General features: G+C 39.3%; 25 protein-coding genes. 7 read left to right on the top strand and 18 right to left on the bottom strand.

The genetic code is table 11. The annotated features are described in order from the left end of the window. Positions 1–23 precede the first annotated feature (23 nt). The 12 genes from atpA to ubiG form a co-directional block, all read right to left on the bottom strand. On the bottom strand, positions 24–1565 hold the full coding sequence (atpA, locus tag Q0779_RS07255; protein ID WP_298771067.1) for a F0F1 ATP synthase subunit alpha: 1542 nt from the start codon (positions 1563–1565) through the stop codon (positions 24–26). Positions 1566–1579: 14 nt separating this feature from the next. After that, positions 1580–2113 carry a F0F1 ATP synthase subunit delta gene (gene atpH, locus Q0779_RS07250; protein ID WP_298771065.1) on the bottom strand — a complete coding sequence of 178 codons (534 nt, stop codon included), beginning with the start codon at positions 2111–2113 and terminating at the stop codon, positions 1580–1582. Positions 2114–2128: 15 nt separating this feature from the next. Next, positions 2129–2599: a F0F1 ATP synthase subunit B gene (gene atpF, locus Q0779_RS07245; RefSeq protein ID WP_298771063.1), complete on the bottom strand. Its 471-nt coding sequence runs from the start codon at positions 2597–2599 to the stop codon at positions 2129–2131. 37 nt (positions 2600–2636) lie between these two features. Further along, the gene (gene atpE, locus Q0779_RS07240; RefSeq protein WP_028773422.1) at positions 2637–2888 is read right to left on the bottom strand and encodes a F0F1 ATP synthase subunit C; all 252 of its coding nucleotides are present in this window, start codon (positions 2886–2888) and stop codon (positions 2637–2639) included. A gap of 68 nt (positions 2889–2956) precedes the next feature. Next, a complete protein-coding gene (atpB, locus tag Q0779_RS07235) occupies positions 2957–3754 on the bottom strand; it encodes a F0F1 ATP synthase subunit A (RefSeq protein WP_298771052.1) in 798 nt (265 codons plus the stop codon). Positions 3755–3766: 12 nt separating this feature from the next. Next, positions 3767–4150, bottom strand: coding sequence for an ATP synthase subunit I (locus Q0779_RS07230; protein ID WP_298771050.1), 384 nt, complete (start codon positions 4148–4150; stop codon positions 3767–3769). A gap of 224 nt (positions 4151–4374) precedes the next feature. Further along, entirely contained in the window at positions 4375–5280 is a 906-nt protein-coding gene (locus tag Q0779_RS07225) for a ParB/RepB/Spo0J family partition protein (protein WP_298771049.1), read from the bottom strand. Between the two features lie 9 nt (positions 5281–5289). Further along, positions 5290–6078 carry a ParA family protein gene (locus Q0779_RS07220; RefSeq protein ID WP_298771047.1) on the bottom strand — a complete coding sequence of 263 codons (789 nt, stop codon included), beginning with the start codon at positions 6076–6078 and terminating at the stop codon, positions 5290–5292. A gap of 111 nt (positions 6079–6189) precedes the next feature. Further along, positions 6190–6825, bottom strand: coding sequence for a 16S rRNA (guanine(527)-N(7))-methyltransferase RsmG (gene rsmG / locus Q0779_RS07215; protein WP_298771045.1), 636 nt, complete (start codon positions 6823–6825; stop codon positions 6190–6192). A 124-nt stretch (positions 6826–6949) separates the two neighbouring features. Then, positions 6950–8839, bottom strand: a complete 1890-nt coding sequence (mnmG, locus tag Q0779_RS07210; protein ID WP_298771041.1) for a tRNA uridine-5-carboxymethylaminomethyl(34) synthesis enzyme MnmG — start codon at positions 8837–8839, stop codon at positions 6950–6952. Positions 8840–9284: 445 nt separating this feature from the next. Continuing rightward, complete coding sequence (gene mioC / locus Q0779_RS07205) at positions 9285–9725, bottom strand: FMN-binding protein MioC (RefSeq protein ID WP_298771039.1); 441 nt, start codon at positions 9723–9725, stop codon at positions 9285–9287. A 60-nt stretch (positions 9726–9785) separates the two neighbouring features. Next, entirely contained in the window at positions 9786–10574 is a 789-nt protein-coding gene (gene ubiG, locus Q0779_RS07200; protein WP_298771037.1) for a bifunctional 2-polyprenyl-6-hydroxyphenol methylase/3-demethylubiquinol 3-O-methyltransferase UbiG, read from the bottom strand. A gap of 202 nt (positions 10575–10776) precedes the next feature. Here ubiG and Q0779_RS07195 point away from each other — a divergent pair, with 202 nt between their 5' ends. From Q0779_RS07195 to Q0779_RS07175, 5 genes are all read left to right on the top strand, one after another. Further along, positions 10777–11136 (top strand): hypothetical protein, encoded by a 360-nt coding sequence (locus Q0779_RS07195; RefSeq protein ID WP_298771036.1) that lies wholly within the window; start codon positions 10777–10779, stop codon positions 11134–11136. A 389-nt stretch (positions 11137–11525) separates the two neighbouring features. Continuing rightward, positions 11526–11885 carry a hypothetical protein gene (locus Q0779_RS07190; protein ID WP_298771034.1) on the top strand — a complete coding sequence of 120 codons (360 nt, stop codon included), beginning with the start codon at positions 11526–11528 and terminating at the stop codon, positions 11883–11885. A gap of 244 nt (positions 11886–12129) precedes the next feature. Further along, a complete protein-coding gene (locus Q0779_RS07185) occupies positions 12130–12498 on the top strand; it encodes a hypothetical protein (protein ID WP_298771032.1) in 369 nt (122 codons plus the stop codon). A gap of 93 nt (positions 12499–12591) precedes the next feature. Beyond that, positions 12592–12939, top strand: coding sequence for a hypothetical protein (locus Q0779_RS07180; RefSeq protein WP_298771030.1), 348 nt, complete (start codon positions 12592–12594; stop codon positions 12937–12939). Positions 12940–13185: 246 nt separating this feature from the next. Further along, positions 13186–15015 carry a monovalent cation:proton antiporter-2 (CPA2) family protein gene (locus Q0779_RS07175; RefSeq protein WP_298771028.1) on the top strand — a complete coding sequence of 610 codons (1830 nt, stop codon included), beginning with the start codon at positions 13186–13188 and terminating at the stop codon, positions 15013–15015. A gap of 63 nt (positions 15016–15078) precedes the next feature. Here Q0779_RS07175 and Q0779_RS07170 read toward each other — a convergent pair whose 3' ends face one another. The 3 genes from Q0779_RS07170 to Q0779_RS07160 form a co-directional block, all read right to left on the bottom strand. Then, entirely contained in the window at positions 15079–16122 is a 1044-nt protein-coding gene (locus Q0779_RS07170) for a hypothetical protein (protein ID WP_298771026.1), read from the bottom strand. Between the two features lie 33 nt (positions 16123–16155). Beyond that, complete coding sequence (locus tag Q0779_RS07165) at positions 16156–16641, bottom strand: hypothetical protein (RefSeq protein ID WP_298771024.1); 486 nt, start codon at positions 16639–16641, stop codon at positions 16156–16158. Between the two features lie 226 nt (positions 16642–16867). Continuing rightward, entirely contained in the window at positions 16868–17314 is a 447-nt protein-coding gene (locus Q0779_RS07160) for a lipocalin-like domain-containing protein (RefSeq protein WP_298771022.1), read from the bottom strand. A gap of 66 nt (positions 17315–17380) precedes the next feature. On the opposite strand from Q0779_RS07160, the gene Q0779_RS07155 reads away from it, so the two are divergent. Beyond that, the gene (locus tag Q0779_RS07155; protein ID WP_298771020.1) at positions 17381–19843 is read left to right on the top strand and encodes a helicase-related protein; all 2463 of its coding nucleotides are present in this window, start codon (positions 17381–17383) and stop codon (positions 19841–19843) included. Positions 19844–19956: 113 nt separating this feature from the next. Here Q0779_RS07155 and Q0779_RS07150 read toward each other — a convergent pair whose 3' ends face one another. Continuing rightward, on the bottom strand, positions 19957–21198 hold the full coding sequence (locus Q0779_RS07150; protein ID WP_298771018.1) for a dicarboxylate/amino acid:cation symporter: 1242 nt from the start codon (positions 21196–21198) through the stop codon (positions 19957–19959). Between the two features lie 218 nt (positions 21199–21416). Between Q0779_RS07150 and Q0779_RS07145 the strand changes: the two genes are divergently transcribed. Then, the gene (locus Q0779_RS07145; protein WP_298771016.1) at positions 21417–21887 is read left to right on the top strand and encodes a hypothetical protein; all 471 of its coding nucleotides are present in this window, start codon (positions 21417–21419) and stop codon (positions 21885–21887) included. Positions 21888–21943: 56 nt separating this feature from the next. Here the strand turns inward: Q0779_RS07145 and mnmE are convergent, their stop codons facing one another. Both mnmE and yidC read right to left on the bottom strand, forming a co-directional pair. Beyond that, positions 21944–23305, bottom strand: coding sequence for a tRNA uridine-5-carboxymethylaminomethyl(34) synthesis GTPase MnmE (gene mnmE, locus Q0779_RS07140; RefSeq protein ID WP_298771014.1), 1362 nt, complete (start codon positions 23303–23305; stop codon positions 21944–21946). A gap of 84 nt (positions 23306–23389) precedes the next feature. Further along, positions 23390–25015, bottom strand: a complete 1626-nt coding sequence (gene yidC, locus Q0779_RS07135; protein ID WP_298771012.1) for a membrane protein insertase YidC — start codon at positions 25013–25015, stop codon at positions 23390–23392.

The raw sequence follows: 25015 nt of genomic DNA, 5'->3' as shown, positions 1-25015 counted from the left end.
TGTCTTAGACACCTCATTTGTCATTACCAGGTTTGGGTTGCTACGAACTTGTCGAGGCCAGCCTTCAGTTCACCTTCGATGTCGGCATTATAGTTGCCAGTTTCGTTGATGTTCTTCATTAGGTCAGCATACTCGCTGTTCATGAACGAGAGCAAAGATGCCTCAAAATCAATGACTTTATTCAGCTCAACGCTTTGTAGGTAACCTTTCTCAGCTGCGAAAATAGACACAGCCTGACAAGCGATACTCATAGGCGCATATTGCTTTTGCTTCATTAATTCGGTAACACGCTCACCATGCTCTAATTGAGCACGTGTTGCATCATCAAGATCAGATGCAAATTGTGAGAAGGCCGCAAGCTCTCGATACTGTGCAAGTGCGGTACGAATACCACCAGACAGTTTCTTAATGATCTTACTCTGCGCCGCACCACCAACACGTGAAACAGAAATACCTGGGTTAACCGCCGGACGTAGTCCTGAGTTAAACAAATCTGTTTCAAGGAAGATTTGACCATCTGTAATTGAAATTACGTTAGTCGGTACGAATGCTGAAACGTCACCTGCTTGGGTTTCAATAATCGGCAGCGCGGTTAGTGAACCGGTTTGACCTTTTACTTCACCGTTAGTGAATTTCTCTACATACGCTTCGTTTACGCGTGATGCACGCTCAAGTAAACGAGAATGTAGATAGAAAACATCACCAGGATAAGCTTCACGTCCTGGTGGACGCTTCAATAGCAATGAAATTTGACGATAAGCAACAGCTTGCTTAGACAAATCATCATATACGATTAACGCATCTTCACCGCGGTCGCGGAAGTATTCACCCATTGAACAACCAGAATATGGCGCCAAGAACTGCAATGCAGCCGCTTCTGATGCAGTCGCAACAACAACAATCGTGTTGGCTAATGCACCATGCTCTTCCAGCTTGCGTACCACGTTAGCAATCGTTGAGGCTTTTTGCCCAACAGCAACGTACACACATTTAATGCCAGAATCTTTCTGATTGATAATGGCATCAATCGCCAACGCAGTTTTACCTGTTTGACGGTCACCAATGACCAATTCACGTTGTCCACGACCAATTGGGATCATGGCATCAACGGTTTTATAACCTGTTTGAACAGGTTGTGATACTGACTTACGCTCAATAACACCTGGTGCTATCACTTCAACTGGAGAGAAACCGTCATGATCAACAGGTCCTTTTCCATCGATAGGCTCACCTAAGGTATTAACGACACGGCCCAGTAGACCACGACCCACTGGTACTTCAAGAATACGACCAGTAGTTTTAACTTTGTCACCCTCTGCCAATGTGGCATAAGGGCCCATTACGACGGCACCGACACTGTCGCGTTCAAGATTCAACGCGATAGCAAAACGGTTACCTGGCAGTTCAATCATCTCACCCTGCATCACATCGGCTAGGCCGTTGATGCGGATGATGCCGTCACTTACTGCAACGATAGTACCTTCGTTGCGAGCTTCACTAACGACTTCAAACTGCTCGATCCGCTGTTTAATCAGATCGCTGATTTCCGTGGAATTCAGTTGCATGCTCAAACTCCCAATTACGACTGCAGCTTATCAGACAGACGCGATACTTTACCGCGAACCGAGCCATCAATGACAAGGTCTCCTGCATGAATGATCACACCCGCGATAAGCGTGGTGTCTATGCTGCAATTCAGCTTAACTTTGCGTGCGAGACGTTTCTCTAAAGAAACACTGATCTCCTGTCGTTGCGTCGAACTCAGCTCTGTGGCAGAAACAACATTTGCTTCTATTTCCTTCGCCCATTCGTTACGCAATTCAACATATTGTTGATAGACAGCAGGCAGTGTTTCTAAACGACCGTTTTCAGCCATTACCCTGACTAGGTTTTGACCTTGCTCATTGAGTTGCTCACCACAAACTCCAATAAAGAGTTCTGCAAGCTTATGACTGGACAAAGCGCCAGTCAGCAATGGATGCATTGATTCGTTTTCACTCACCAAAGCCATAAAATTCAGCATTTCTGCCCAACTTTCCACTGCATCTTTCTCAACCGCAAAATCAAAAGCAGCCTTTGCGTAAGGACGAGCAATGGTGGTTAATTCAGCCATAACTCAACTCCCTTATCAAATTTCGGCGACAAGTTTATTAACTATGTCGCTATGGGCGGCTTCATCAATCGAACGTTCAAGGATCTTCTCGGTACCAGTGATAACCAAAGAAGCAACCTGCTTACGCAGATCCTCTTTCACGCGATTACGTTCAGCTTCAATTTCTGCTTTACCCTGAGCGATAATATTAGCGCGCTCAGCGTCTGCTTCGGCTTTAGCTTCGTCAACAATTTGAGCTTTGCGTTTGTTCGCTTGCTCAATTATTTCATTAGCTTTAGCTTTAGCTTCTTTTAGTTGGTCGGTGGCTTTCGCCTGCGCCAACTCTAGGTCTTTTGCTGCGCGGTCTGCGTCAGCTAAACCGCCGGCAATCCTTTTTTGGCGCTCTTCGATGGCATTCATCAAAGGGGGCCAAACAAACTTCATGCAGAACCACACGAAGATAATAAAGGCGACCGTCTGACCGATTAGGGTAGCGTTGAAATTCACAACAGCCTCCTATTTAGATTAAAGACAGAAGCGTTTATTACAGCATTGCACCCAATGGGTTAGTAAATAACATGTATAGTGCAATACCCACACCGATCATAGTTACAGCATCCAATAGACCTGCAACAATGAACATTTTAACTTGTAGCATAGGCGCCATTTCTGGTTGACGCGCAGCGCCTTCTAAGAACTTGCCACCTAAAAGGCCGAAACCGATAGCAGTACCTAAAGCACCCATACCAATCAACAGAGCAACAGCAATAGCTGTCATGCCTAATACAGTTTCCATCTCTATCTCCAGTATTCTAAATCGTTATTTAGTTAATTGATTTAGTTTAAAAAAATCTTCAACTACCCTTAGTGATCTTCATGCGCCATGCTTAAATAAACAATGGTCAACATCATGAAGATAAACGCTTGCAATGTAATCACCAAAATATGGAAGATTAACCACGCTAGTTGTAGACCTACACCTAGTGAAGCTATCGCCCAATTGGCGCTATACATGAGCGCAATAAGGATGAAAATCAACTCACCTGCGTACAAGTTACCAAACAAACGCAATGCCAGTGAAATTGGCTTCGCAATCAGAGTAACCGACTCAAGTAACAAGTTGACGGGTATCATTGCCCAGTGGTTAAAGGGCTGTAACGTCAGCTCTTTTACAAAACCTGTCACACCTTTGACTTTAATGCTGTAATACACAACCAGCACAAACACACCTAAGCCTAAGCTGAAAGTAATGTTTACGTCAGTGCTAGGTACAATCTTCATGTATGGAATGCCCGCTGCTGCGGCCAAGGATGGTATCCAATCCACGGGTACCATATCCATGAGATTCATTAAGAAAATCCACACGAAAATTGTTAACGCTAGCGGTGCGATGACAGGATTGCGACCATGGAAAGTTTCTTTCACGCTGCTGTCAACGAATTCAACAATCATCTCAATAAAACATTGAAGTTTACCGGGAACGCCTGTTGTCGCTTTTTTTCCAACGCTACGAAATATCCATAAAAACAAAACGCCAAGACCAACCGAAAAGAGCAACGAATCAATATGCCATGTCCAGAATCCTTCACCAACCGATAGGTTAGTCAAATGATGCTGGATATAGCCCTGCGGTGTTACATCACCGGTTGCAGATGCAGACATGATTCATCCCACTTAACTTTGCTTGAAATATAAAGGAGCTGCCCAATGTACAATTAACGCCAGTGTGTAACAAACAAAAAGGGGCATAAAAACCACCTCCATATAAATAAACACCAACGAAAACATGACAATTGTTAACAGCATCTTTACCGCTTCCCCCCAGTAAAAAGTCTTAATGACCTTTGCTGACGCACTCGCTCCCGTATGGGAAAAAGCGAGGGTTGCGAATACAAAATTAGGAAGCACAGCAATGGCAGCACCTGCTAACGCAGAATAACCAAACTGGGCTCCCCACATCGCGAAAAAGAAAATAGAAGCAGTTACAGCTACCGCCGCCTGCATCATCACCAATTTATAGGCTGATCGCCGGCCACGACGCGCTAAAATCTTACTCAATTTACCTCCTCCGCATTAGTACTTTTTGTTATCGAAAACCGAATGATATACATTCGTGTAAACCTGACGTACAAAAAGCTTGCGAAAGTATACCGTTTCGGCACTTCAAAGCAAGTTTAACTGAATAAAATTGGAGACTTTTAACGTGATCCATGTCAAAAGTCCGAAATGATAAGATTAACAATTGTTACAAAGTTACATAATATTGCTTTAACTTGGCCTTTTTAGCCAATTTTCTCGATAATTCCATCGAGTTCTGCTAAATCTTGGTAATTTATTACCAATTTTCCTTTACCTTTTTTATTATGCGAGATTGATACTTTCGCACCTAAGCGCTCGATTAATTGATTTTCTAAGCGGTAAACATCGTGATCTTTACTCGGTTTTTCCACTTTTTCACTTGGAGTCAGGGTTTTGTTCACTAATCGTTCCGTTTCTCGCACGGTTAATTCTTTAGAAACGACTAATCTGGCTAAAATTGTTTGCTCATCCCCCTCTATCGCTAATAAGGCACGAGCATGACCCATATCAATATCACCATACTCCAACATTTTTTTAACCGCATCATTCAAACTATTTAATCTCAGTAAATTGGAGACTGTTGCACGAGATTTACCGACCGCATCAGCAATTTGTTGATGAGTTAACTCAAACTCATGTAACAATCGATGCAATGCCATCGCTTCTTCCATGGCATTCAAATCTTCTCGTTGAATATTTTCAATAAGCGCAATAGACATGGCCGCTTCATCGGCGACTTGCTTAACAAGACAAGGGATACTGGATAACTCAGCTAATTGAGCCGCTCGCCAGCGCCGCTCACCTGCAATGATTTCATAACCTGTTGCAGAGACCTTTCTCACTACGATAGGCTGAATAATACCTTGATTAGCAATCGATTTAGCTAACTCTTCCAAGGCTTCAGGCGACATATCTTTTCTTGGTTGGTATTGACCGGGTGATAATAAATCCACATCTAAGTCAATCAAAGTCCCTTGTGATGTATTAATCACTTTATCATCATGTTCTCGATCGACAGCTAATTCGGTATTGTCTTGTTGTTTAGCACCTTTACTGGTACTTAATAATGCATCAAGTCCCTTACCTAAACCTCTTTTTTTTTGTGTCATAGTATTCCCTTAAGCTTGCTTATTGCTCGCTTGATCATCGGCACGACGAATAATTTCTCCCGCCAAAGCAAGATAAGCCTTTGCTCCAGCGCTGGATTTTTCATAATACATGGCAGGAGTGCCAAAACTCGGAGCTTCGGCCAAACGGACATTGCGAGGAATAACTGTGTGGTAAACTTTTTCACCAAAATGTTGTTTTAACTGATCGGATACATCAGTAGACAAACGATTACGCGGGTCGTACATAGTGCGTAATATCCCTTCAATATGCAGACCTGGATTGACCATACTACTGAGCTGATCAATAGTTTCTTTTAACGATGTTATCCCTTCAAGCGCATAATATTCACATTGCATAGGGACAATGACAGAATCAGCAGCAGACATGGCATTAACGGTCAACATATTGAGTGACGGTGGGCAATCAATAAAAATAAAGTCGTATTCATCTTTAATCGGCGCCAACGCATTACGAAGCCGGATCTCTCTTGCAAAAAAATTCATCAGCTTGACTTCTGCGGCGGTCACATCGCCATTTCCAGCGATTAAATCATATTGACCAGTAGTTTCTCGACATACCACTTCACTAAAGGGTTTTTCATCCACCAGTAAATCATAAGCAGTATGTTCAACTTCGTATTTATCAATACCACTGCCCATGGTCGCATTACCTTGCGGATCGAGATCAATCAATAAGACTCGCCGTTTCGTCGCCGCTAATGACGCCGATAAATTAACGCATGTTGTAGTTTTTCCAACACCGCCTTTCTGGTTGGCTACGGCAATCACTTTTCCCAAAATTTCATCCTATCTTTTTGCATCGTCCAACAACAGACTATTAACTTGTCGTATTTTTGCACAATTATACTGACAAATTGCTTGATGCGGCCGAAGATTGCAACTACTCAATTACACCACAGGTGCTTTTTGCTTAACGACACGGAGTAAATGCCTTTGTTCATCTAAGTTAGGAATAGATAATTCAATCACATCGGTGATTTCAAAGCCATTAGGTAAATTTTCCATTTCTTCCGTCGATAACTGGCCTTTTAGCGCATAAAAACAGCCCGTATCTGAAGGTAGATGCTCACACCAATGCAACATATCTTGAATCGATGCAAAAGCACGACTTAATACCCCATCAAATTTTTCTTCTACCTGATACGCTTCAACTCGACTTTCAACAGAACTGATATTATGAATGCCTAAATCAAACTGAACCTGTTTTTGAAAACGAATACGTTTCCCTAAACTATCCAGTAACACAAATTCCTTATCAGGATTGAGAATAGCCAACGGGATCCCGGGTAAACCAGGTCCTGTGCCCACATCAATGAAACGTTGCCCTTGCAAATGAGTCGATACCGCCAAACTATCCATAATATGTTTAATTAGCATTTGCTCAGGATCACGAATAGCCGTTAAATTATAGGCTTTATTCCATTTATGTAGCATAGCAACAAAATCAATTAGTTGTTGTTTTTGCTTTGATGTTGCAACTAGGCCCATGGCCGCCAAATAATCATCTAATTGTGTTGATAACACAGAAACACCCTCAAAGAACACACTGATTAATCCATTTTAAGACGCTCAGTTTACTACCATTGCTCTATAAATATAAGGAGGAGCACGCAGCTCCTCCAATATATTTACTTAATATGTCTTTTTATTACGCACTTTTTCTTAAAAGGCCCCGTTTTTTCAAATGCACTAATAAAATTGAGATTGCAGCAGGTGTCATACCTGAAATGCGAGAAGCTTGACCTATGGTTTCAGGCTTATGCTGATTCATCTTAGCAATAACTTCATTTGATAAACCAGGCACTTCTTGGTAATCCAAGTCTAATGGTAATCCCGTTTTTTCATGGCGAATGGCTTTATCGATTTCATCCTGCTGACGCTGAATATAACCCGAGTATTTAACTTGTATTTGAACTTGTTCAGCAGCTTGTTTATTTGCAAGGCCAGGCCCAAAACCTTCAAGTCCCATTAATTTAGGATAGTCCATTTCAGGACGTCTTAATAATTCTTCAAAAGAGGCTTCTCTAGCAATAGGTGTATTGAGTTTTGGATTCAATACATCAACCAACGGTGAATTAGGATGAACCCATTGACTGCGAAGACGTTGTAATTCAGATTCTATTGCTTCTTGTTTTTCGTTAAACTTTGCCCAACGATGATCATCAACTAAACCTAGCTCACGGCCTTTTTCGGTTAAGCGCAGATCCGCATTGTCTTCACGTAACAACAAACGATATTCCGCTCGACTCGTAAACATTCGATAAGGTTCTTTAGTGCCTAATGTAGATAAGTCATCAACAAGTACGCCTAAATAGGCTTCATCGCGCCTAGGAGACCATGATGTCTTACCTTGAACCTGCAGTGATGCATTCATCCCAGCCAGCAAACCTTGAGCTCCAGCTTCTTCGTAACCCGTTGTTCCATTAATCTGACCAGCGAAAAACAACCCACTGATGGATTTAGTTTCTAAAGAATTTTTAAGATCCCGCGGATCAAAATAATCATATTCGATCGCATAGCCAGGCCGAATGATCTGAGCTTGCTCCATCCCTTTGATCGATCGTACTAAATTTAATTGAACATCAAAAGGTAAACTGGTTGAGATCCCATTGGGATAGATCTCATTAGTATTTAACCCTTCTGGCTCAATGAAGATCTGGTGAGAGTTTTTATCGGCAAAGCGATGCACTTTATCTTCAATCGACGGGCAATATCGTGGGCCAATACCTTCAATAACACCTGAATACATAGGGCTCCGATCTAAGCCTCCACGAATGATCTCATGGGTTTGCTCATTGGTATGAGTAATATGGCAAGATACTTGTTCTGGGTGTTGTTCTACATGACCTAAAAAAGACATAACAGGTAGCGGATCGTCACCTTTTTGTTCAGACATGAGATCAAAATTAATGCTGTTGGCATCAATTCTAGGTGGTGTGCCCGTTTTTAAACGACCTACTCGAATAGGCAATTCACGTAGTCGATGAGCAAGGGTGATAGCAGGAGGATCTCCTGCTCGACCACCACTGTAATTTTCAAGTCCAATATGAATTTTACCACCAAGGAAAGTCCCTGCGGTTAATATGACGGCAGGTGCTTCAAACGCCAATCCCATTTGAGTGATAACACCAATCACTTTTTCATTTTCGACAACTAAATCATCGACGGCTTGTTGAAAAATACGTAAATTAGGTTGATTTTGTAAAATATTTTGTATTTTTTGTCGGTAAAGATTTCTATCGGCTTGTGCCCGTGTCGCTCGTACGGCCGGTCCTTTACTTGAATTTAATGTTCTAAATTGAATGCCAGCAAAGTCAGTAGCTGTTGCCATTGCACCACCTAAAGCATCAATTTCTTTCACTAGATGCCCTTTACCAATTCCACCAATAGCGGGATTACAGGACATTTGTCCTAATGTATCAATATTGTGGGTAAGAAGTAGGGTTTTTGATCCCATTCTAGCAGAAGCTAAAGCGGCTTCTGTGCCAGCATGACCACCACCTATAACGATCACATCAAAGCGTTCATGAAAAAGCATTAAATAACCTTCAATTGGTAAAAGACTGAATTTATTTCGAGCGGAGTATTTTAGCATTGGATCGACAGAAGGTGAACGATCTATTTCATTTGTTTTGATCTAGTGCGATCGCTTAATAGATCTTAAGATCTTTATATAGATCTCTTATTATGGTTATTATTAGGATCGTAAAAATCTGTGGATAATCCATTTTTCTTTTTTTATTCAATGGTTAAAGAAAAAGCGATCCTGTGATCAGATCGGGATCAAACTGAATATAACTTGGGGATAGATCGCATATTTATCCACAGGCATGATCTTGTAGGTGATCACGCCTTGAATAATACAGAGTTGTAATGGGATAAAATAATACCTTATCCACATAAATATACAAAAACAAAACATCTTGTGGATAAGGTGGATCTAACTTGTGCACTGATCTGATAGCGATCGGGATTATTCGATCTTAAAGTTGATCGCACCATCGGTTTAACCAAGATATCGCCGCTTCCTCTGGAATGGGATCCCGTTGAATGTCAATTTCGATCTTATCCACACAGGCTTTTGCTGAGCGCTCTGCTAGCAAGGAATTGAGTTTCGCCGGCCCATGACAAAAGGTGTCATAACTTGAATCACCAATAGCACAAATAATGAACTTTTGGTTGCTAAGATCGGGTTTGTTATGCTCGATCTCGTCAAAGAAAGGCTGGATATTATCTGGGAGATCGCCCGCCCCATGAGTGGAGGATACGATAAACCAGATCGAGTTAGGCATGAGCTCTGATCTATTTGGGGTTAAATTTATTTGGATCTCATGGCCTAATGAAGTGAGCTTTGATGCTATTTCATCGGCAACGTACTCGGAGCTTCCTAAGGTTGAGCCGACGAGAATATCTATTTTTGACACTGTGTTTCCTGTCTTAATATGACTAGTAGAGAAGATGATATGTGAAATATTTCTAGTAGGCTATGACTGTTTTTTAGCATTCTTCTTTGTAGCATAGAGAAGATAATTCACTTTGGTATTTTGATGGGTATACCATTGTTGTGTAAAAGGGTTCAAACTCATCCCTTGTGTATAGAGAGGGGTAAGCTGATGGGTTTTTAATCGTTCTATTATTTCTTCAGGCTTAACAAAATGCTTCCAGTTATGTGTACCTATAGGCAGATAACGCATAATGTATTCAGCACCTAGAATGGCTATAAAATAGGATTTCAATGTTCGATTTAATGTGGCCATAATCAGTAATCCTTCAGAATTTAATAATTGGCAACAAGTATCAATAAGCTTATTTTTATTCGTCACATGCTCAATAACTTCTGTATTTAGAATGACATCATACTTTTTCTGTACCAGGCTATTTTTTTCTTGGTTAAGCAGTTCTTCAGCTAAGCAATGTAGATAGTTTATTGATATTTTATTTGTTTCAGAATGTTGTTTAGCAATAGCAATATTCATTGCACTTGCATCGATCCCTGTGACTGTCGCACCTGAAGAGGCTAATGGTTCTGCAAGTAACCCTGCACCACAACCAATATCAAGTATGTTGATCCCTTTAAGGGAATGATCTTGGTTTGGATCGCGATCAAAGTGTGAGGATATTGCCGATCGTATGTTGGTTAATCTCGTTTGATTAAAGCTATGTACATGTTTGAATTTTCCATTTGGATCGCGCCATTCATTTGCTAATTCGTTAAACTTTTGAATTTCAGTTTGGGAGGTGATGGATGGTGATAACCTGTTTTTGTCTAACATTTTTATCTCACTGATAAAGAAAGATAAGGATAGTATACCCGTAATACTTGAAGATGTTATTTTAATGGTTATGGAAATATAGACTATGTGAGCTGTTATATCAGATCTTCATATATAGTGATATTTTGATTAGGGTTCTGTCTAACTTATTATTGAAATAGTGCTTTTAAGGTTTCTATGAGCGGCGTAAAATGGAGATGCTGTGTTGTCAGTATTGAGGTTGGCTATGTATCGATATCAAAAAGAGTTTGGGTTTGATTTTGATTTGGGCTTTGATTTGGCTATTTTTCCTTTTTTATTTGATAAAAGTAGACAAAGAGATAGATGCCCAAGTTTTATCTTTGGTCATTTAGAACCCTCAGGTCAATGGTGCTATCAAGTACTATGGGTTGACTATGGTAGGGTTGAATTACGTTTTAAAAAAAATGCGCGTTATACTGTTTTAAAAGCAAGAGTTACTGATTTGGTTGGTGCTGATTTTGAACTTGATGAAGCGAGCCCTTTATTGTTTGAAAGTGAGTCAAGCAATGAAGTGTGTAGATATTTAATGGAATTTCAATAGTTTCATGACTCAACAGGTTCACATTATATCAATAATTTGTTTAACCTTTAAATCTAGTCTGTAAAATATCAATTGTCTAAAATGAAGAATGAGTTTTGTTTTTATATCTTCCGTCTCACTTATGGTGTAATTTGCAATTAACAAGTTGAATAAAAAGATAAAGTTGTATTTTCAGTAAATTCATATATTTCAAATTAAAATAATAAATACATTTAATATTTTTAAAAGTTCTAAAAATAGGGCGAATTTTAATCAAATGCATAGTACTATGGATTTGTAACAAATTATTTTATCGTCGCGTTTTAATTAAAACGCCTTTATTTTATTCATATTATTGCATCGTCATAAGAGAATAAGGAGATTTAGCTGGCGGTTTGAGTGGGGTCGTTATGCATATATACCAACAAGAATTTGGCCAAGATTTTGATTTAGGTTTTGACATTGCTATGTTTCCTTTTTTAGAAGATTTAAGCTTTCATCTTGATGAGTGTCCTAGTTTTGTTTTTCATGCTCTAGAGCCGAACGAGAAAGAATACCTTTTATTGTGGGTTGAACATAAAGATACTTCGATGAGAAATTGTAATTTTCCCCGTTACTCTGTTTTAACTGCAACTAATTTTGGTTCTCAAGAAGTCCCTGAAATTGCACACGATGAAAATAGTAAGATTTTATTTTCTAGTGAAGATATCAGTGCGCTGTATCGATTTTTAGCTCCTTTCCAAATGTTAGACAATTTAAAAGCAGGTTAATTAAACACGGTTAAAAAGAGGCGTTGTTCATTTATGACAGCCTTTCTTTTAAGAGAGTTAGGCTATTGTAGATAAACGTGCGTATAACCTGAGGTTATTTGAGGGAAACTAATTGTTCTAATAGAATAGGCGTAATCCATGATAATGGGGAGTAGAATCATGGTTAGGTTTTTATCCTATTTTGGTTCCTATAAAGAATGTTACGGATAAATTGGCTTTCACAACATTCAGCGCTGAGGTTTATATGTATCAATTTCAGGATGAATTCGGAAGAGGTTTTGATTTAGGATTTGAACTGTCAGATTTTCCTTTTTTGCATGACAAAAGTTGGAATGTTGATGATAGTCCCAGTTTTTTATTTTACTGTGATAGCCGAATTAAATCAGGAGAATACTTAGTATTGTGGGTGAACCCTCTTGAAAAAGAGCAGCGTGTAAACGATTTTCCTCGATATGTTGTACGAACAGCTAAAAATATAGGTACAGATAATTTACCTGAAATTGTTCATGATGAAACAACTGAAATTGTATTTGAAAGTGAATCAGTTGAGGGACTCTATCGCTTTTTAGTGCCTTTTCAAGTCTTAGAAAACATGAAGCCTAATAGTGGATAACATTACATTCTAATCTATCTAATTGATTTTTATGTAAATATGGATTTTTTATATTGATAATACTTTATTAATATGTTGGTTGGAGGGATGACTATGCTTGAATATAAAGATCGCTATGGACAGAAGAGTATTAACTCAACTTTATTATCTCTTCCTTATTCCTCAAATGAGGATGTTTTTTCTCAATATACTTTCTGCACTGAAAATGCTTATTTAACATTACAAGTAGATTTCCATGCTTCTTCGAGTATCGATGAGTGGAGTACTCCTTATTATACTGTGCTAAGTGTTAATCATCTTGGGGAGTATTCTTCGATTGACGATGGATATGTTGAAGAGTATCCCGATGTGTTTCATGATGAAGACAGCGAAATTATTTTTGAAAGTGATAACCTTGAGGATTTATATCATTTTTTACAGTCTCAATCGATTGTAGATTAAGATACTGAATAGTATTACTCTATTTTTAGTTGTACATTTTATCCTTTAGCTTATTGAGGGTTGTGGCTGAGATTTTTTCTTTGATTAATGGTTTTTCTTAATCTGTGTCAGAATATGTACCTACTGTTTTGTTGATTCTCCCTTCTATTTTAAATTTCTAATTAAATTAACTATTAATATCTAAATTCAGTGTAAACTGAAAGTGGTATGCTGTTTCGTATTGAATAATCATTTCTTGGGGATCAAATGTTAGAACTATCAGTTGTCTATTTAGCTGCTGCGATTGTAGCGGTACCAATCGCTAAACGTTTAGGGTTAGGTTCTGTGCTGGGTTATTTGTTAGCGGGGATTTTGATTGGTCCTTTTTTTTTGAGTTTAGTTGGCGATCAAACTGAAGTCATGCATTTTGCTGAGTTTGGCGTTGTGATGATGCTTTTTCTCGTTGGATTAGAATTGCAGCCCAGTCGACTATGGAAATTACGGCGTTCAATTATTGGGCTTGGTGGGTTACAGCTTGGCTTAAGCACACTGGTTATTTTCATTGTTTGTTTTTATTTTTTATTGTTATCTTGGCAAGCCTCATTGGCTATCGGGTTAATGTTAGCTTTGTCGTCTACAGCCATTGTCTTACAAACTCTTACTGAAAAAGGTTGGATTAAACAAGAAGCTGGGCAAAATAGTTTTTCAGTTTTATTATTCCAAGATATTGCAGTGATCCCTATCCTTGCCTTGTTACCTTTGCTAGCACTTGGTGATTCTGGGACAATTAAACATACTGAAAGTTTAATTGATGGCTTTCCGATAATTTTTCAAGTTCTGATGTCTCTGATGGTGATTGCGTTAATTGTTTTCTTTGGAAAATTTATTGCGGGACCTGTATTTCGTTATATTGCGGAAACACGTTTAAGAGAAATATTTACTGTTTTCGCCTTGTTTTTGGTTATCGCAATTGCGCTTTTGATGCAAAAAATTGGCTTATCCCCCGCTCTTGGAACTTTTCTCGCTGGCGTAGTATTGGCTGAAAGTGAATTTAGGCACGAACTTGAAGCGGATATTGAGCCTTTCAAAGGCTTGTTGTTGGGATTATTTTTTATCACGGTAGGCGCATCCATTGATTTTTCACTGTTGTTTGAGTATTTTTTACTCGTTTTGACATGTGTTATTGCATTAATTGTTGTTAAAGCTGGTGTACTTTTTGTTTTAGGTAGTGTTTTTAAATTGGAGAATAAGCAAAAGCTGCTTTTTACTCTGGCTTTAGCACAAGGAGGTGAGTTTGCTTTTGTTTTATTATCACTAACTGGCAGTTTATCTATCTTATCTCCCGAACAAGTGCATTTAACAACATTGGTTGTTGCAATATCGATGTTATTGGCGCCTATTTTATTACTTGGGTATGAATTTTTTGAAAAGCGTGATCAATCATTAAAAGATGAATTTGATGGGCCTGATCAAATTGAAGCCAGTAAAAATGTAATTGTTGCAGGTTATGGACGTTTTGGTCAAGTGGTGAGTCGATTATTAAAAACTCAGGGTTATCAAGTTTCTATATTAGATCATAGTCCAACTCAAATTGAAATGGTTCGCCGATTTGGATCTAAAGTGTTTTATGGTGATGCGGCGCGCTTCGATTTGTTAGCGGCATCGGGTGCGGCTGATGCACAGTTATTAGTGATTGCCATTGACGATCCCGCTAAAACGCTTAATATCATTGAATTGTGCCAAAAATACTTTCCTCACTTGAAGTTAGCCGCTAGGGCTACAGATAGACGCCATGCCTATGAGTTAATTCGTTTAGGCGTTACGGATTTTAGGCGAGAAACCTTTGATTCTGCAATTCATTTAGGTGTGGATGCTTTACAGATGTTAGGAAATAGTGAGACTGCATCAAAACGTGCGGGGGAATTATTCAAACAATATGATGAAGATTCTCTAGAAAGCCTGTCTCATTTATGGGGAGACGATCAAAGTTATGGCGTGGCTTTTAAGCAGAGGCTGGAAGATTTGACTCAGGTATTAGAAGAAGATCGTAAACAACAGGATAAATTAAATGCTTGCAATGGTGATGATTGCGCCTAAATAGAAAGGATAAAAGAAACAGTACTGGTTACTGATAAGCTTACTGTTTCTTTTATTGATTGTTTAAAAGATATCGTCACAAGCAAATGGCCCACTAAACTCAAGCAATGCTTGGGGTAAATGAATATTTTCTTTTAATTGTCCTAGATGATACAAGTCAAAATTGACATTGGCTTGCATCGTTTTCATATATCTTTGTTCCCCACCAAATATAATAACAGATGGAAAGTTCAGTGGGTAAAAGCTGTGGATATCAGCATTGGCTTCCATAATCAATTTGTAACCAATTTTATTTAATTCAACTTTCAAATGACCTGAGCAAGCATCTATCTCTCGTTTTACTGATAAGTTATTAAAAGCGGGATGAAAGATGAGGTCATATTTTTCGGATATATAACGCCCAGCCCACATTTCTATGGTTGAATCACCAAAAACAGCCCCTGTAAACATGTAATAAAGTTCATCAGATAAGCCCATAGTATACATCATGCCACTACTGGACTCTTTATCGTACCATCCTTTATCAACTTGAGCATAACCTGAACCTGATAAGAATTGATTGCCATCATCAAAGCTGTATTCAATGGGGGTACCGACTGTGTATAAGAACCATTTTCCACCGACTCCAGGTAGTTCGGGGATGATGCCAAAAGGCGTTTGCCCAGGATTTAGACCATGCCAATAATGATGGTGCTCTCCATTCCAATTTAGGCTGAATTGGAAATTTTCATGATTAATATCAATGTTATTCTTATCGGCTATGATGACACCTGGTACCTCATAATAAAACTCATCAGAACCATCAGGGTGAGCTAAAATAACCTCATCTAGGAATAAATCATATTTTGTTGTTGAACCTTCAATGGGGGTGAATGCAAGGTGGATATAGGCTTTAGGTTCGGGGTTTTCAAAATCTGGAGCAATATAAGTTTGAAAACTAATTTTAAAATAGCCAACATCGGGAACGGCAACATTATAAAACCACTGTTCAGCCCATGTGTTTTGAGAGCTGGGTGAATGGGCTTTTAAATCATCGAGTGTGGTTGCTTTGATTGTCGTAGAAAATAAAATAATCAGTAGTGGGAGCAATAACGATAGATGTCGCATACTTTTTCCTTGTATAAGTGTAGATTGGTTGTGTTATTTCTGAAGTTCAAGATGTTTTTTTAACCCTAATAATTCATTGGACATGCCATCGAGCATTTGTTTTTTATATAACAGATAACTTAGCCCTGAAATCCAGCCTTTAAATTGAAAGCTTCCTGATACTTGTGTTGTACCATTATTTTGCTGTATTAAATAACGGCAGCGTTCTCCTCCGGCGAGAAAGCTATACCACATTTCATCTCGCCAACAGAAAACCTGATTATGCGCTAGGCTGATAATGGTGTGATTGGATTCCATTTCTTTGCCATCTAATATGAGCTTTGCCCAAACATTACCGCCTATACTGGGATCGCCTGAAGCTTCAAATAACCAAGGGTTCCATAAGTGATATTTATCGAAGTCAAGTAACGTATCGTAAATCGCAGATGTCTGAGATTGAATAATAACGGTCTCTGTTTTGATGATTGGAACATCACTCGCTTGAGCGGTTAAGGGGGAAATTATGATCAATATTAACAATATGGATTTTCTGATGAATGATGCTTTATTTGAAAATATTAGGCTTTTAAAAAGTTTGGAAAAAATGTTGTAGTGCAGCATAATACAGTCCTTCTATCAGTTTAAAATGTAATGAGACTTTTTTTACTGATTGCACAAGCTGCCTGAATTTTTTTGGGGATGATACTCCCTGTTTGGGCTATTTTATGTTTCGCTAATAAAATAGTGTCTATATGATAAATTTCTTTTATTTTCGTTTGATGCTTATAGGTCGCCAAATAACATAAGGGTCAACGATTTCATTATTAATAAATACACTTTTTGCTGATAATATTAATTGTTCCTTGCTCCATTTTACTTTTCGGCGTTGATCTGTGTTTGTCCAATTGGGAAGTGAGCTATAGATAACATGTTGAATGACTTCATTGCCTTCTATATGATAAGTACCAGCATATGCAAAATGGCTGCTATAACTGCTTTTGATTTCTTCTAATGTGCCACTTAATAAGTTATTTTCTTTATGTAATGGACGATTATTAGCCATTAAATGAATAAAGTAAAACCCATCTGCGGTGTAATTCAATATGCCTGTTGCATCAGAACCTAACGGATAAGTTATTTTCCCTGAAGCATGCCTATTTTCAAGTGAAATGAGTTCATAAGTATTGATTAAGGTCGTTTTTTCTATTTTCATCATTCCTCTGTGGCGCTATGATCCAAGCTTAATGCCAATATTAGTTCATTTTTAAGGGGATGTTTTTTGCATTTACCGATCGATAGCCTCCGTCATGAATTTATGCATTTACTGAGAAGTCATCATTTGGTGGTTGAGTCTGAAACAGGGTCTGGTAAATCGACTCGATTACCTCTTTGGGCATCTCAATTGATGATAGCGGGTAAAAACGCGCGGGTACTCGTTATTGAACCGCGAAGAGTGGCCTGTTTGGCTTTATCTGAGTTTGTCAGTTCGACTGCTGGGCAAAAAGACTTGGAGTCTAATGTTTCTATTGACGTGGGCTATGCCATTCGATTTGATTCAACAATGACACCAGAGACACAAGTGGTTTTTGTCACACCGGGGATCGCATTGAAATGGTTGAATGATAATGGACTCACTGATTTTGATGTTATTATCTTTGATGAATTTCATGAACGGCGTTGGGATACGGATCTTTTACTGGCCATATTAAAACAGAAAGAAAGTCATAAACTTGTTTTAACATCTGCAACTATTATGACTAAAGATCTGGCGACTTATTTGGAAGGAAAGTCTTCTTTTCCCGTAAAACAATTAAAGACAAGTGGGCGTCAATTTAATGTTGAGCTTTTTCATCAATCCTTGAAAACGGATGCATTACCTGAATTGACAGATATTGAAAAAAAAGTGGAACAAGCAATAACCCAAGTTATCAATATCAAAAACTTACAAGGTGATATTCTTATTTTTTTGCCAGGTAAACGAGAGATTACTCGCTGTGAACAGCAGTGTCGAACATTGCTGTTATCTAAAGGTCTCTCCTGGGTTATTTTACACGGCAGTATTAATCATGATGGGCAAAAAAAAGCGCTTACACAGGATGTTAACCGCCGAGTTATTTTTGCGACTAATATTGCAGAAACCTCCTTAACTATTCCTGGCGTTACAGCTGTCATCGACTCTGGACTTGAGCGAAGAACATTGCAAAGAAATGGGCGTACCGTTCTGTCATTATCTCGAATATCTCATGTAAGTAGTGAGCAACGTAAGGGGCGAGCGGGGCGTACACAAGAGGGGATATGTATTCGCTTATGGGGGGCACATGCTTTATTAGATGTCCACTCCCAACCTGAGTTATTACGTAATGATCTTGTTGAGCCTATGCTTGCGGCGGCTGCTGTAGGATATAGGCTGTCGAGATTAGATTTTATCGACATGTTACCGGAAAAAACATTATTGTTGGCCAATGAAAAGTTGGTGAAAATGGGGGCGATTAAACCTGATGGCATGATCACCTTACATGGACGAAAGCTTTTTCCATTGCCTATCGATACCCTATTTTCACATTTGATCAGTGCAATGGATAATGCGATCCATCAAGGGTTAATGATCGATCTTGTTGCTGCATTAAGTGTTGGTCAAAAGTTGGTGACTTTACCTTCATCAATACAAGATAGACAAGCGTTAGCGCAGTGGGAAACGTTAAATTGTGATGCAATGTTATTGATAAAAGTAATGAGGGAACCAATTCCTGATTGTGTGTCTGTTGATCTGATGTTGTTAAGTGAAGCAAAACAGCTAGCTAGTCAGATCTATGTGCTTTTAAATTTATCTCATCAAAAAGTTGCCATTGATGAGAGTGCTAGGGAAAACTGGTTGCTCAATGTGATTAAGGCTATGCCTGAACTGGCCTTTGTTCGAAGAGAGAAACGTTATCAAACTTTGGGAAATGGTTACAGTGAAATACAAATTGGCAGATCGAGTCGTTTTATTGCTGAGTTAATTTCAGATGAAGGGAAGGAGAGTCCACTTGCCGCGGTTGTTTTTGATCAATTTTCAGTTGTGGGTAAAGGTGTGAAACAAACGATTAATTTTGCTAATTGTATGGCTCCTATTTCACTTGATATTTTAGTTAAGGCTGAGGTTGGTACCGAATGTGTCACTGATGCCTTAAGCGTAGATCAACCGGATCAAATATTATTGGTTAGGCAATATGCTGGTAGAAAGATTGGATCCCGAATAGAGGAAGCGAAAGGTGAGCAATTGCTTGAGTCTATCATTGGATCGATTTTATCTGGGGCATTTTTTCCTGATTTAGCGATAAAGATCGAACGGGATATTTCATCGTGGAATATTTGGCTGCAGTTAAAAAAAATTCAGCATAAATCACCTGTGGATAACTTTTCTACAGTGCAAGAGCCATTATGTGTAAAAAGCTATTTAAAGCATAAGCTCATTGAGTTGGGTGTTGAGAGTGTTGACGACCTTGAACTTATTAATGAAAGTGATTTATTTTTTCATGGTATTCCAGACTGGGAACGTGTGGAGTTTGATAGTTTGTATCCACAAACATTAATGTTACCTGAATTAACGCTAGCAGTGGAATATCGACCAGACAATAAATGGGTGACACTGACTTATGTCAGTGGCTCACGTAAACAAGGGCCTAAACGTTGGGAATTACCCCGTTGGTCCGGTTGGCGAATTAAATATCAGAAAGCAAGTCGCGTTATTGAGATAAAGTAAGTTTAAGGTATCGTGTTTACTCTCTTTGGTGATGAACTGGTGTGGTAAAAAATGAGAGGATGAAAACAGGTGATGCTCTTAATATAAGGGGGATCACCTGTTTGGTAATGTGATTAACTTTTTATTTGTTGCCATTTATCAACAATCACAGAAGCGACTAGGTCGCCTTCGACATTAACTGCTGTTCTAAAGGTATCGAGTGGTCTTTCAATAATGAGTAAAATAGCAATGGCTTCTAGAGGAATGCCCGCTGCAAGTAGGACTAATTGCATACCAGACATTGAGCCAGAAGGCATACCCGGCGCACCAATAGAGGATACCATTGCCATTAAAAAGATAACAACGAGTCCAGATGTGCCTAAATCTATTCCGTAGAGCTGAGCCAGAAAAATAGCCGCAACCCCTTCAAATAAAGCAGTACCGTCCATATTCATAATGGAGCCTAGAGGCAATACCATACTACTGGTGGATTGAGAAACGCCCAACTCTTCTTCGGCTACTCGCATGGATAAAGGGAGTGTTGCAGCACTTGATGATGTTGCAAATGCCATAGCCATGGGAGTCGAAATGGCTTTGAACATCGGTAGTAACTTACGACCAGTAAAGATTTTAGCCAATAAAGGTAAGGTAATGCCGCCATGAATTAGCGTGAGTATAAAGACCAATAAGGCAAAGCTGGCAAGTTCTCCAAATAGCTGAGTATTGCCTTGGCTTGTGTATTCAAAAATTATGCTAAAGACGGCAATGGGGGCTAATTTTATGATGGCTGAAATTAACTTTGTTAGACCTGTATTAATGGCTTCTATTACCTGAAAAACAACATGTTTTGCAGGAAGGCTCACGAGTAATGCGATACCAAACATGATGGCGAATAATACTATTGCAAGTAGATTACCGTTGGCGAGAGCATTAACTGGATTCGTCAGAGCCATTGTGAGTAGTTTGGTACTGATGCTTCCGCCTGTTGCCGCATCTTGGGAGATGAGTTCAACATTGCTGGTATCGGGCGTGAACATTAATGCAGGCCAACTTGGCATCAATAGAGCTGCACTTAATCCTAAGCTAATGGCCAGTATTGTGGTGAGTGCGTATATTGCTACCGTTTTACTGCCAAGAGACTTTAAACTGACAATGGAGCCTATATGAGTAATACCTTGCAAAAGAGAGAACAAAACAACTATTCCCACTAGCATTTTTAATAAACCAATATAAATAAGCTTACCTAGGCCAATAAACTCGAGCACTCCAGAATGAGTGTTTAGCCAAGCTATTGGCACCGCATAACCAAGTAATGCGGCGAATAAAGCGGCAATGACCAGTTGGCCAGGGAGTGTAAAAGTGAGCTTTTTCAGCATAGAAACTCCTAGTATGCTTAATTTTTTTTATGGCGTACGGACGTTTTTTAGTCGCCAATGCAATGTTCATAACGTTAAGTTGAACCGTATTATGCGGTTTGCTTGCAGGATATTATAGTGATTTTTTATTTTTCGTTAATGTCACTTTTATCGATGATATTTCTGCTATTTTTAATGTGCATTTGATGAGACACCATTTATTTAAAAGGAAAGGGATAATGAAAAAAATCATAATGTTATTAGTTGGATTTATGTGCATAGGAATGGCTAATGGAAATGATGAAGTGAAGTTTGACGCTGCAGGTCAATGGGTGTACGACACTGGAATGATACCAAGTTTGTGGCAAGATAAGGCAATATGGATTGATGTTCTTGTTAAGGATTTAGCGTTTGATAAGAAGGTGGGGGTTCGCTGGACGGATGACAATTGGAATACTTATCAAGATGGAACCTTAATTTTTGAGCAATCTTACAATAATGACTATGAGCGCTGGGGGATTGATTTTGCGCCTTTAGGGCGCTTAAGAAGTTATTACATCGGCAGTTGGTATAATTATATTACTCAACAATACCGTTCAGGTGGCACTCATACAACAATTGAATTTGCTGTTTTTTATGAGGTCAATGGCCAGACGTATTGGGATAATAATCAAGGTGAAAATTATACGCTAGAGCTGAATTTATTTTGATTGTATGAGGGAATAAGAGGATAGAATATATCCTCTTATTGTGTTTGAAATAGCGATTACTTTCCGATACAGAATGAGCTAAAGATTTTACCTAACAGATCATCAGAGGTAAATTGCCCCGTAATTTCTGACAAAGCCATTTGCGTCATTCTTAATTCTTCTGCTAATAGCTCTCCTGCTTGGTAGACTTCTAATTGTTCTTTACCCAATAATAAATGACTACTGGCAAGCTCAAGTGCCTGTAAATGGCGCCTGCGAGCAATAAAGCCGCCTTCTAAGTTACTTTGATAACCCATTAATTCTTTTAGGTGCTGTTTTAGTTCATGAATCCCTAGTCCGGTTTTTGCCGAAATAGCAAAGACTGGTGATTGGCCATTATCGGTTGTTTGAAGATTCTCTTGTGTGATATCGACCTTGTTACGAATGACACTTATTCCTAAATTCTTCGGTAAACGTTCAATAAAATCTGGCCAAATATCATGGGGGTCGACGGCATCTGTGGTCGTGGCATCAACCATGAATAAGACTCTATCGGCTGTTGCGATTTCATCCCAAGCGCGCTCTATGCCCATTTTTTCCACTATGTCGTCTGTGTTACGTAGCCCCGCAGTATCAATGATATGTAGCGGCATCCCATCGAGATGAATATGTTCTCTCAGTACATCTCGCGTCGTACCGGCAATTTCGGTGACAATGGCAGACTCTTTGCCTGCTAGTGCATTAAGGAGGCTCGATTTTCCGGCATTGGGACGGCCTGCTATGACCACTTTCATGCCTTCACGAATGATGACACCTTGTTGGGCACTATTTTGCACAGTGTTGAGTTTATCGATAATCTTGTATAAGGCATTGGCAATTTTACCATCGCTGAGAAAGTCGACCTCTTCATCGGGGAAATCAATGGCTGCCTCGACGTATAAGCGAAGGTTAGTGGTTTGTTCGACCAGTTCATGAACTTGATTAGAAAATTCCCCTTGAAGTGAATGTAGCGCGCTTTTAGCGGCTTGCTCGCTAGTGGCATCAATAAGATCGGCAATGGCTTCGGCTTGGGTTAAATCAAGTTTGTCATTGAGAAAGGCTTGCTCACTAAATTCGCCAGGTTTGGCGATGCGTACGCCTTCGGTTTCCATGATCCGTTTAATCAGCATATCGAGAACAATTTGCCCACCATGACCTTGTAATTCAAGGACATCTTCGCCAGTAAAAGAATTCGGGCCTTTAAAATATAATGCAATGCCTTGATCGATGACTTCATCTTTAGCATTTTTAAAGTCACAATAATCAGCGTAACGGGGTTTAGGCAAATGTCCGAGTACGGCCATGGCGACTTGCGTGGCGAGATCGCCAGAGACTCGAACGATACCCACACCGCCACGTCCAGGAGCCGTGGCTTGTGCCACAATCGTATCCGTTGTCATTACTTCACCTTTGGTTCATTTTTATCGAAAAAGCGGTTTAATACTGAGTATTAAACCGCTTTTTATTTTGACGCATATGGTCGTTTATTTCAGGCCTTTTTTCTCAAGTCCGGCATAAATAATTTTTTGTTGAGTAATGGCGACGATGTTACCGACTAACCAATATAGTACCAGACCCGCTGGGAACCATAAGAAGAATACGGTAAACATGACTGGCATCCAACGCATTATTTTTGCTTGCATTGGATCCATTGTTGGTGCCATTGGTTGCATCTTTTGCATAATGAACATAGATACACCCATTAGAATCGGCAGTACATAATAGGGGTCTTGTACTGACAAGTCAGTGATCCAAAACATAAAGGGTGCATGACGTAATTCTACACTTTCCATCAATACCCAATAAAGAGCAATAAAAATAGGCATTTGTAGCAAGATAGGTAAGCAACCTCCCATGGGGTTGACCTTCTCTTTCTTGTACAATTCCATCATGGCTTGCCCCATCTTTTGCCTATCATCCCCGAAACGCTCTTTGAGCTCGGTGATTTTGGGCTGCAGATTACGCATTTTAGCCATAGAGGTATATTGTGCTTTGGTGAGTGGGTAAAGCAGTCCACGTACCGTTAGCGTAATTAAAATAATCGCTAGGCCCCAGTTACCCACTAATGATTGGAAGAACATCAATAGTTTGTTAATTGGAACAGCTAACCACCATAAGAAGCCATAATCGACCACAAGATTAAGCGTATCTGAAATTGCAGATAAAGCTTTTTGATCTTTAGGACCCACATAGAATTGTGAATGAATAGTTTGCTCTGTGCCTGGGGCGATAGTATGCACATTGCCACGGAAACCTATGTTGGCTAGACCACCTGCACTGATGCTAGAAAATAATGTATTCTTGTCATCTTTTGGTGGTATCCAAGCCGATACAAAGTAATGTTGTAGCATAGCAACCCAACCGCCTAAGGTAGACTGATCTAGGTTTTTATCTGCCATATTATCAAAGCTGTACTTTTCATAACGTACATTGGCTGTTGAGAAAGCGCCACCAAGGTAAGTTGGCATCATCATGCTGCTGCCACTTTTCTTAATGCTGTGCTTGATTTGACCGTACATTTGCACTTGTAGTGGTGTTGATGTTGTGTTGTTTATTTTATAGTCCACATCAATATCGAATTTTCCACGATGGAAAATGAATTCTTTCGTGTAGATAGCGCCATCGGCTGCGGTATAGGTTAATGGCACTGTTAAGGTGTCTTGCCCTGAAGCTAAGTTAAATTTTTGTGCTTTAGTGCTAAAATGTGCTCTGCCTTTGGTGCTATCTATGCCGTTTCGACCAATTAAGCCACTTTGTGCGATATAAGTGATGTCTTTGTTTTGATTGAGTAGTACAAAAGGATCATTTTTGCCTTCTTCTAACTTGTGTGAAAGCAGAGCCGAGTAAACGATATCACCACCAATTGGATTGATTTTTATTTCTAATTGGTCTGTGATAACGGTTATTAGTTCTTTGGAGGCGGTTACTGCTGCGGGTAATGCTGCATCGGCAGTAGGCACGTCGGTACTATGAGAGTCTGTAACCGTTGAAGTCGCTACTGATTGTTCAGTTGCTACCGTTTTTGGAGCTTTGTCAGTTTGCCATTGTTGCCACAACAAAAAGCTGACAAATAGCAGACCTATTAGCAATATATTGCGTTGAGATTCCAT

Origin of the sequence: uncultured Shewanella sp., assembly GCF_947491715.1 — a bacterium.
Classification (GTDB): Bacteria; Pseudomonadota; Gammaproteobacteria; order Enterobacterales; family Shewanellaceae; genus Shewanella.
The sequence above is the reverse complement of the archived record's forward strand: the minus strand, read 5'-3'. Positions and strand labels throughout refer to the sequence as shown.

What these genes read in the sequence shown, in the direction of transcription:
- Q0779_RS07225 (WP_298771049.1), bottom strand. Translation starts at nt 5,280, where the DNA reads ATGACACAAAAAAAAAGAGGTTTAGGTAAGGGACTTGATGCATTATTA.
- Q0779_RS07175 (WP_298771028.1), top strand. Translation starts at nt 13,186, where the DNA reads ATGTTAGAACTATCAGTTGTCTATTTAGCTGCTGCGATTGTAGCGGTA.
- mnmG (WP_298771041.1), bottom strand. Translation starts at nt 8,839, where the DNA reads ATGCTTTTTCATGAACGCTTTGATGTGATCGTTATAGGTGGTGGTCAT.
- ubiG (WP_298771037.1), bottom strand. Translation starts at nt 10,574, where the DNA reads ATGTTAGACAAAAACAGGTTATCACCATCCATCACCTCCCAAACTGAA.
- Q0779_RS07185 (WP_298771032.1), top strand. Translation starts at nt 12,130, where the DNA reads ATGTATCAATTTCAGGATGAATTCGGAAGAGGTTTTGATTTAGGATTT.
- Q0779_RS07160 (WP_298771022.1), bottom strand. Translation starts at nt 17,314, where the DNA reads ATGAAAATAGAAAAAACGACCTTAATCAATACTTATGAACTCATTTCA.
- atpE (WP_028773422.1), bottom strand. Translation starts at nt 2,888, where the DNA reads ATGGAAACTGTATTAGGCATGACAGCTATTGCTGTTGCTCTGTTGATT.
- Q0779_RS07170 (WP_298771026.1), bottom strand. Translation starts at nt 16,122, where the DNA reads ATGCGACATCTATCGTTATTGCTCCCACTACTGATTATTTTATTTTCT.
- Q0779_RS07190 (WP_298771034.1), top strand. Translation starts at nt 11,526, where the DNA reads ATGCATATATACCAACAAGAATTTGGCCAAGATTTTGATTTAGGTTTT.
- Q0779_RS07180 (WP_298771030.1), top strand. Translation starts at nt 12,592, where the DNA reads ATGCTTGAATATAAAGATCGCTATGGACAGAAGAGTATTAACTCAACT.
- yidC (WP_298771012.1), bottom strand. Translation starts at nt 25,015, where the DNA reads ATGGAATCTCAACGCAATATATTGCTAATAGGTCTGCTATTTGTCAGC.
- Q0779_RS07150 (WP_298771018.1), bottom strand. Translation starts at nt 21,198, where the DNA reads ATGCTGAAAAAGCTCACTTTTACACTCCCTGGCCAACTGGTCATTGCC.
- Q0779_RS07145 (WP_298771016.1), top strand. Translation starts at nt 21,417, where the DNA reads ATGAAAAAAATCATAATGTTATTAGTTGGATTTATGTGCATAGGAATG.
- atpB (WP_298771052.1), bottom strand. Translation starts at nt 3,754, where the DNA reads ATGTCTGCATCTGCAACCGGTGATGTAACACCGCAGGGCTATATCCAG.
- atpH (WP_298771065.1), bottom strand. Translation starts at nt 2,113, where the DNA reads ATGGCTGAATTAACCACCATTGCTCGTCCTTACGCAAAGGCTGCTTTT.
- mnmE (WP_298771014.1), bottom strand. Translation starts at nt 23,305, where the DNA reads ATGACAACGGATACGATTGTGGCACAAGCCACGGCTCCTGGACGTGGC.
- atpA (WP_298771067.1), bottom strand. Translation starts at nt 1,565, where the DNA reads ATGCAACTGAATTCCACGGAAATCAGCGATCTGATTAAACAGCGGATC.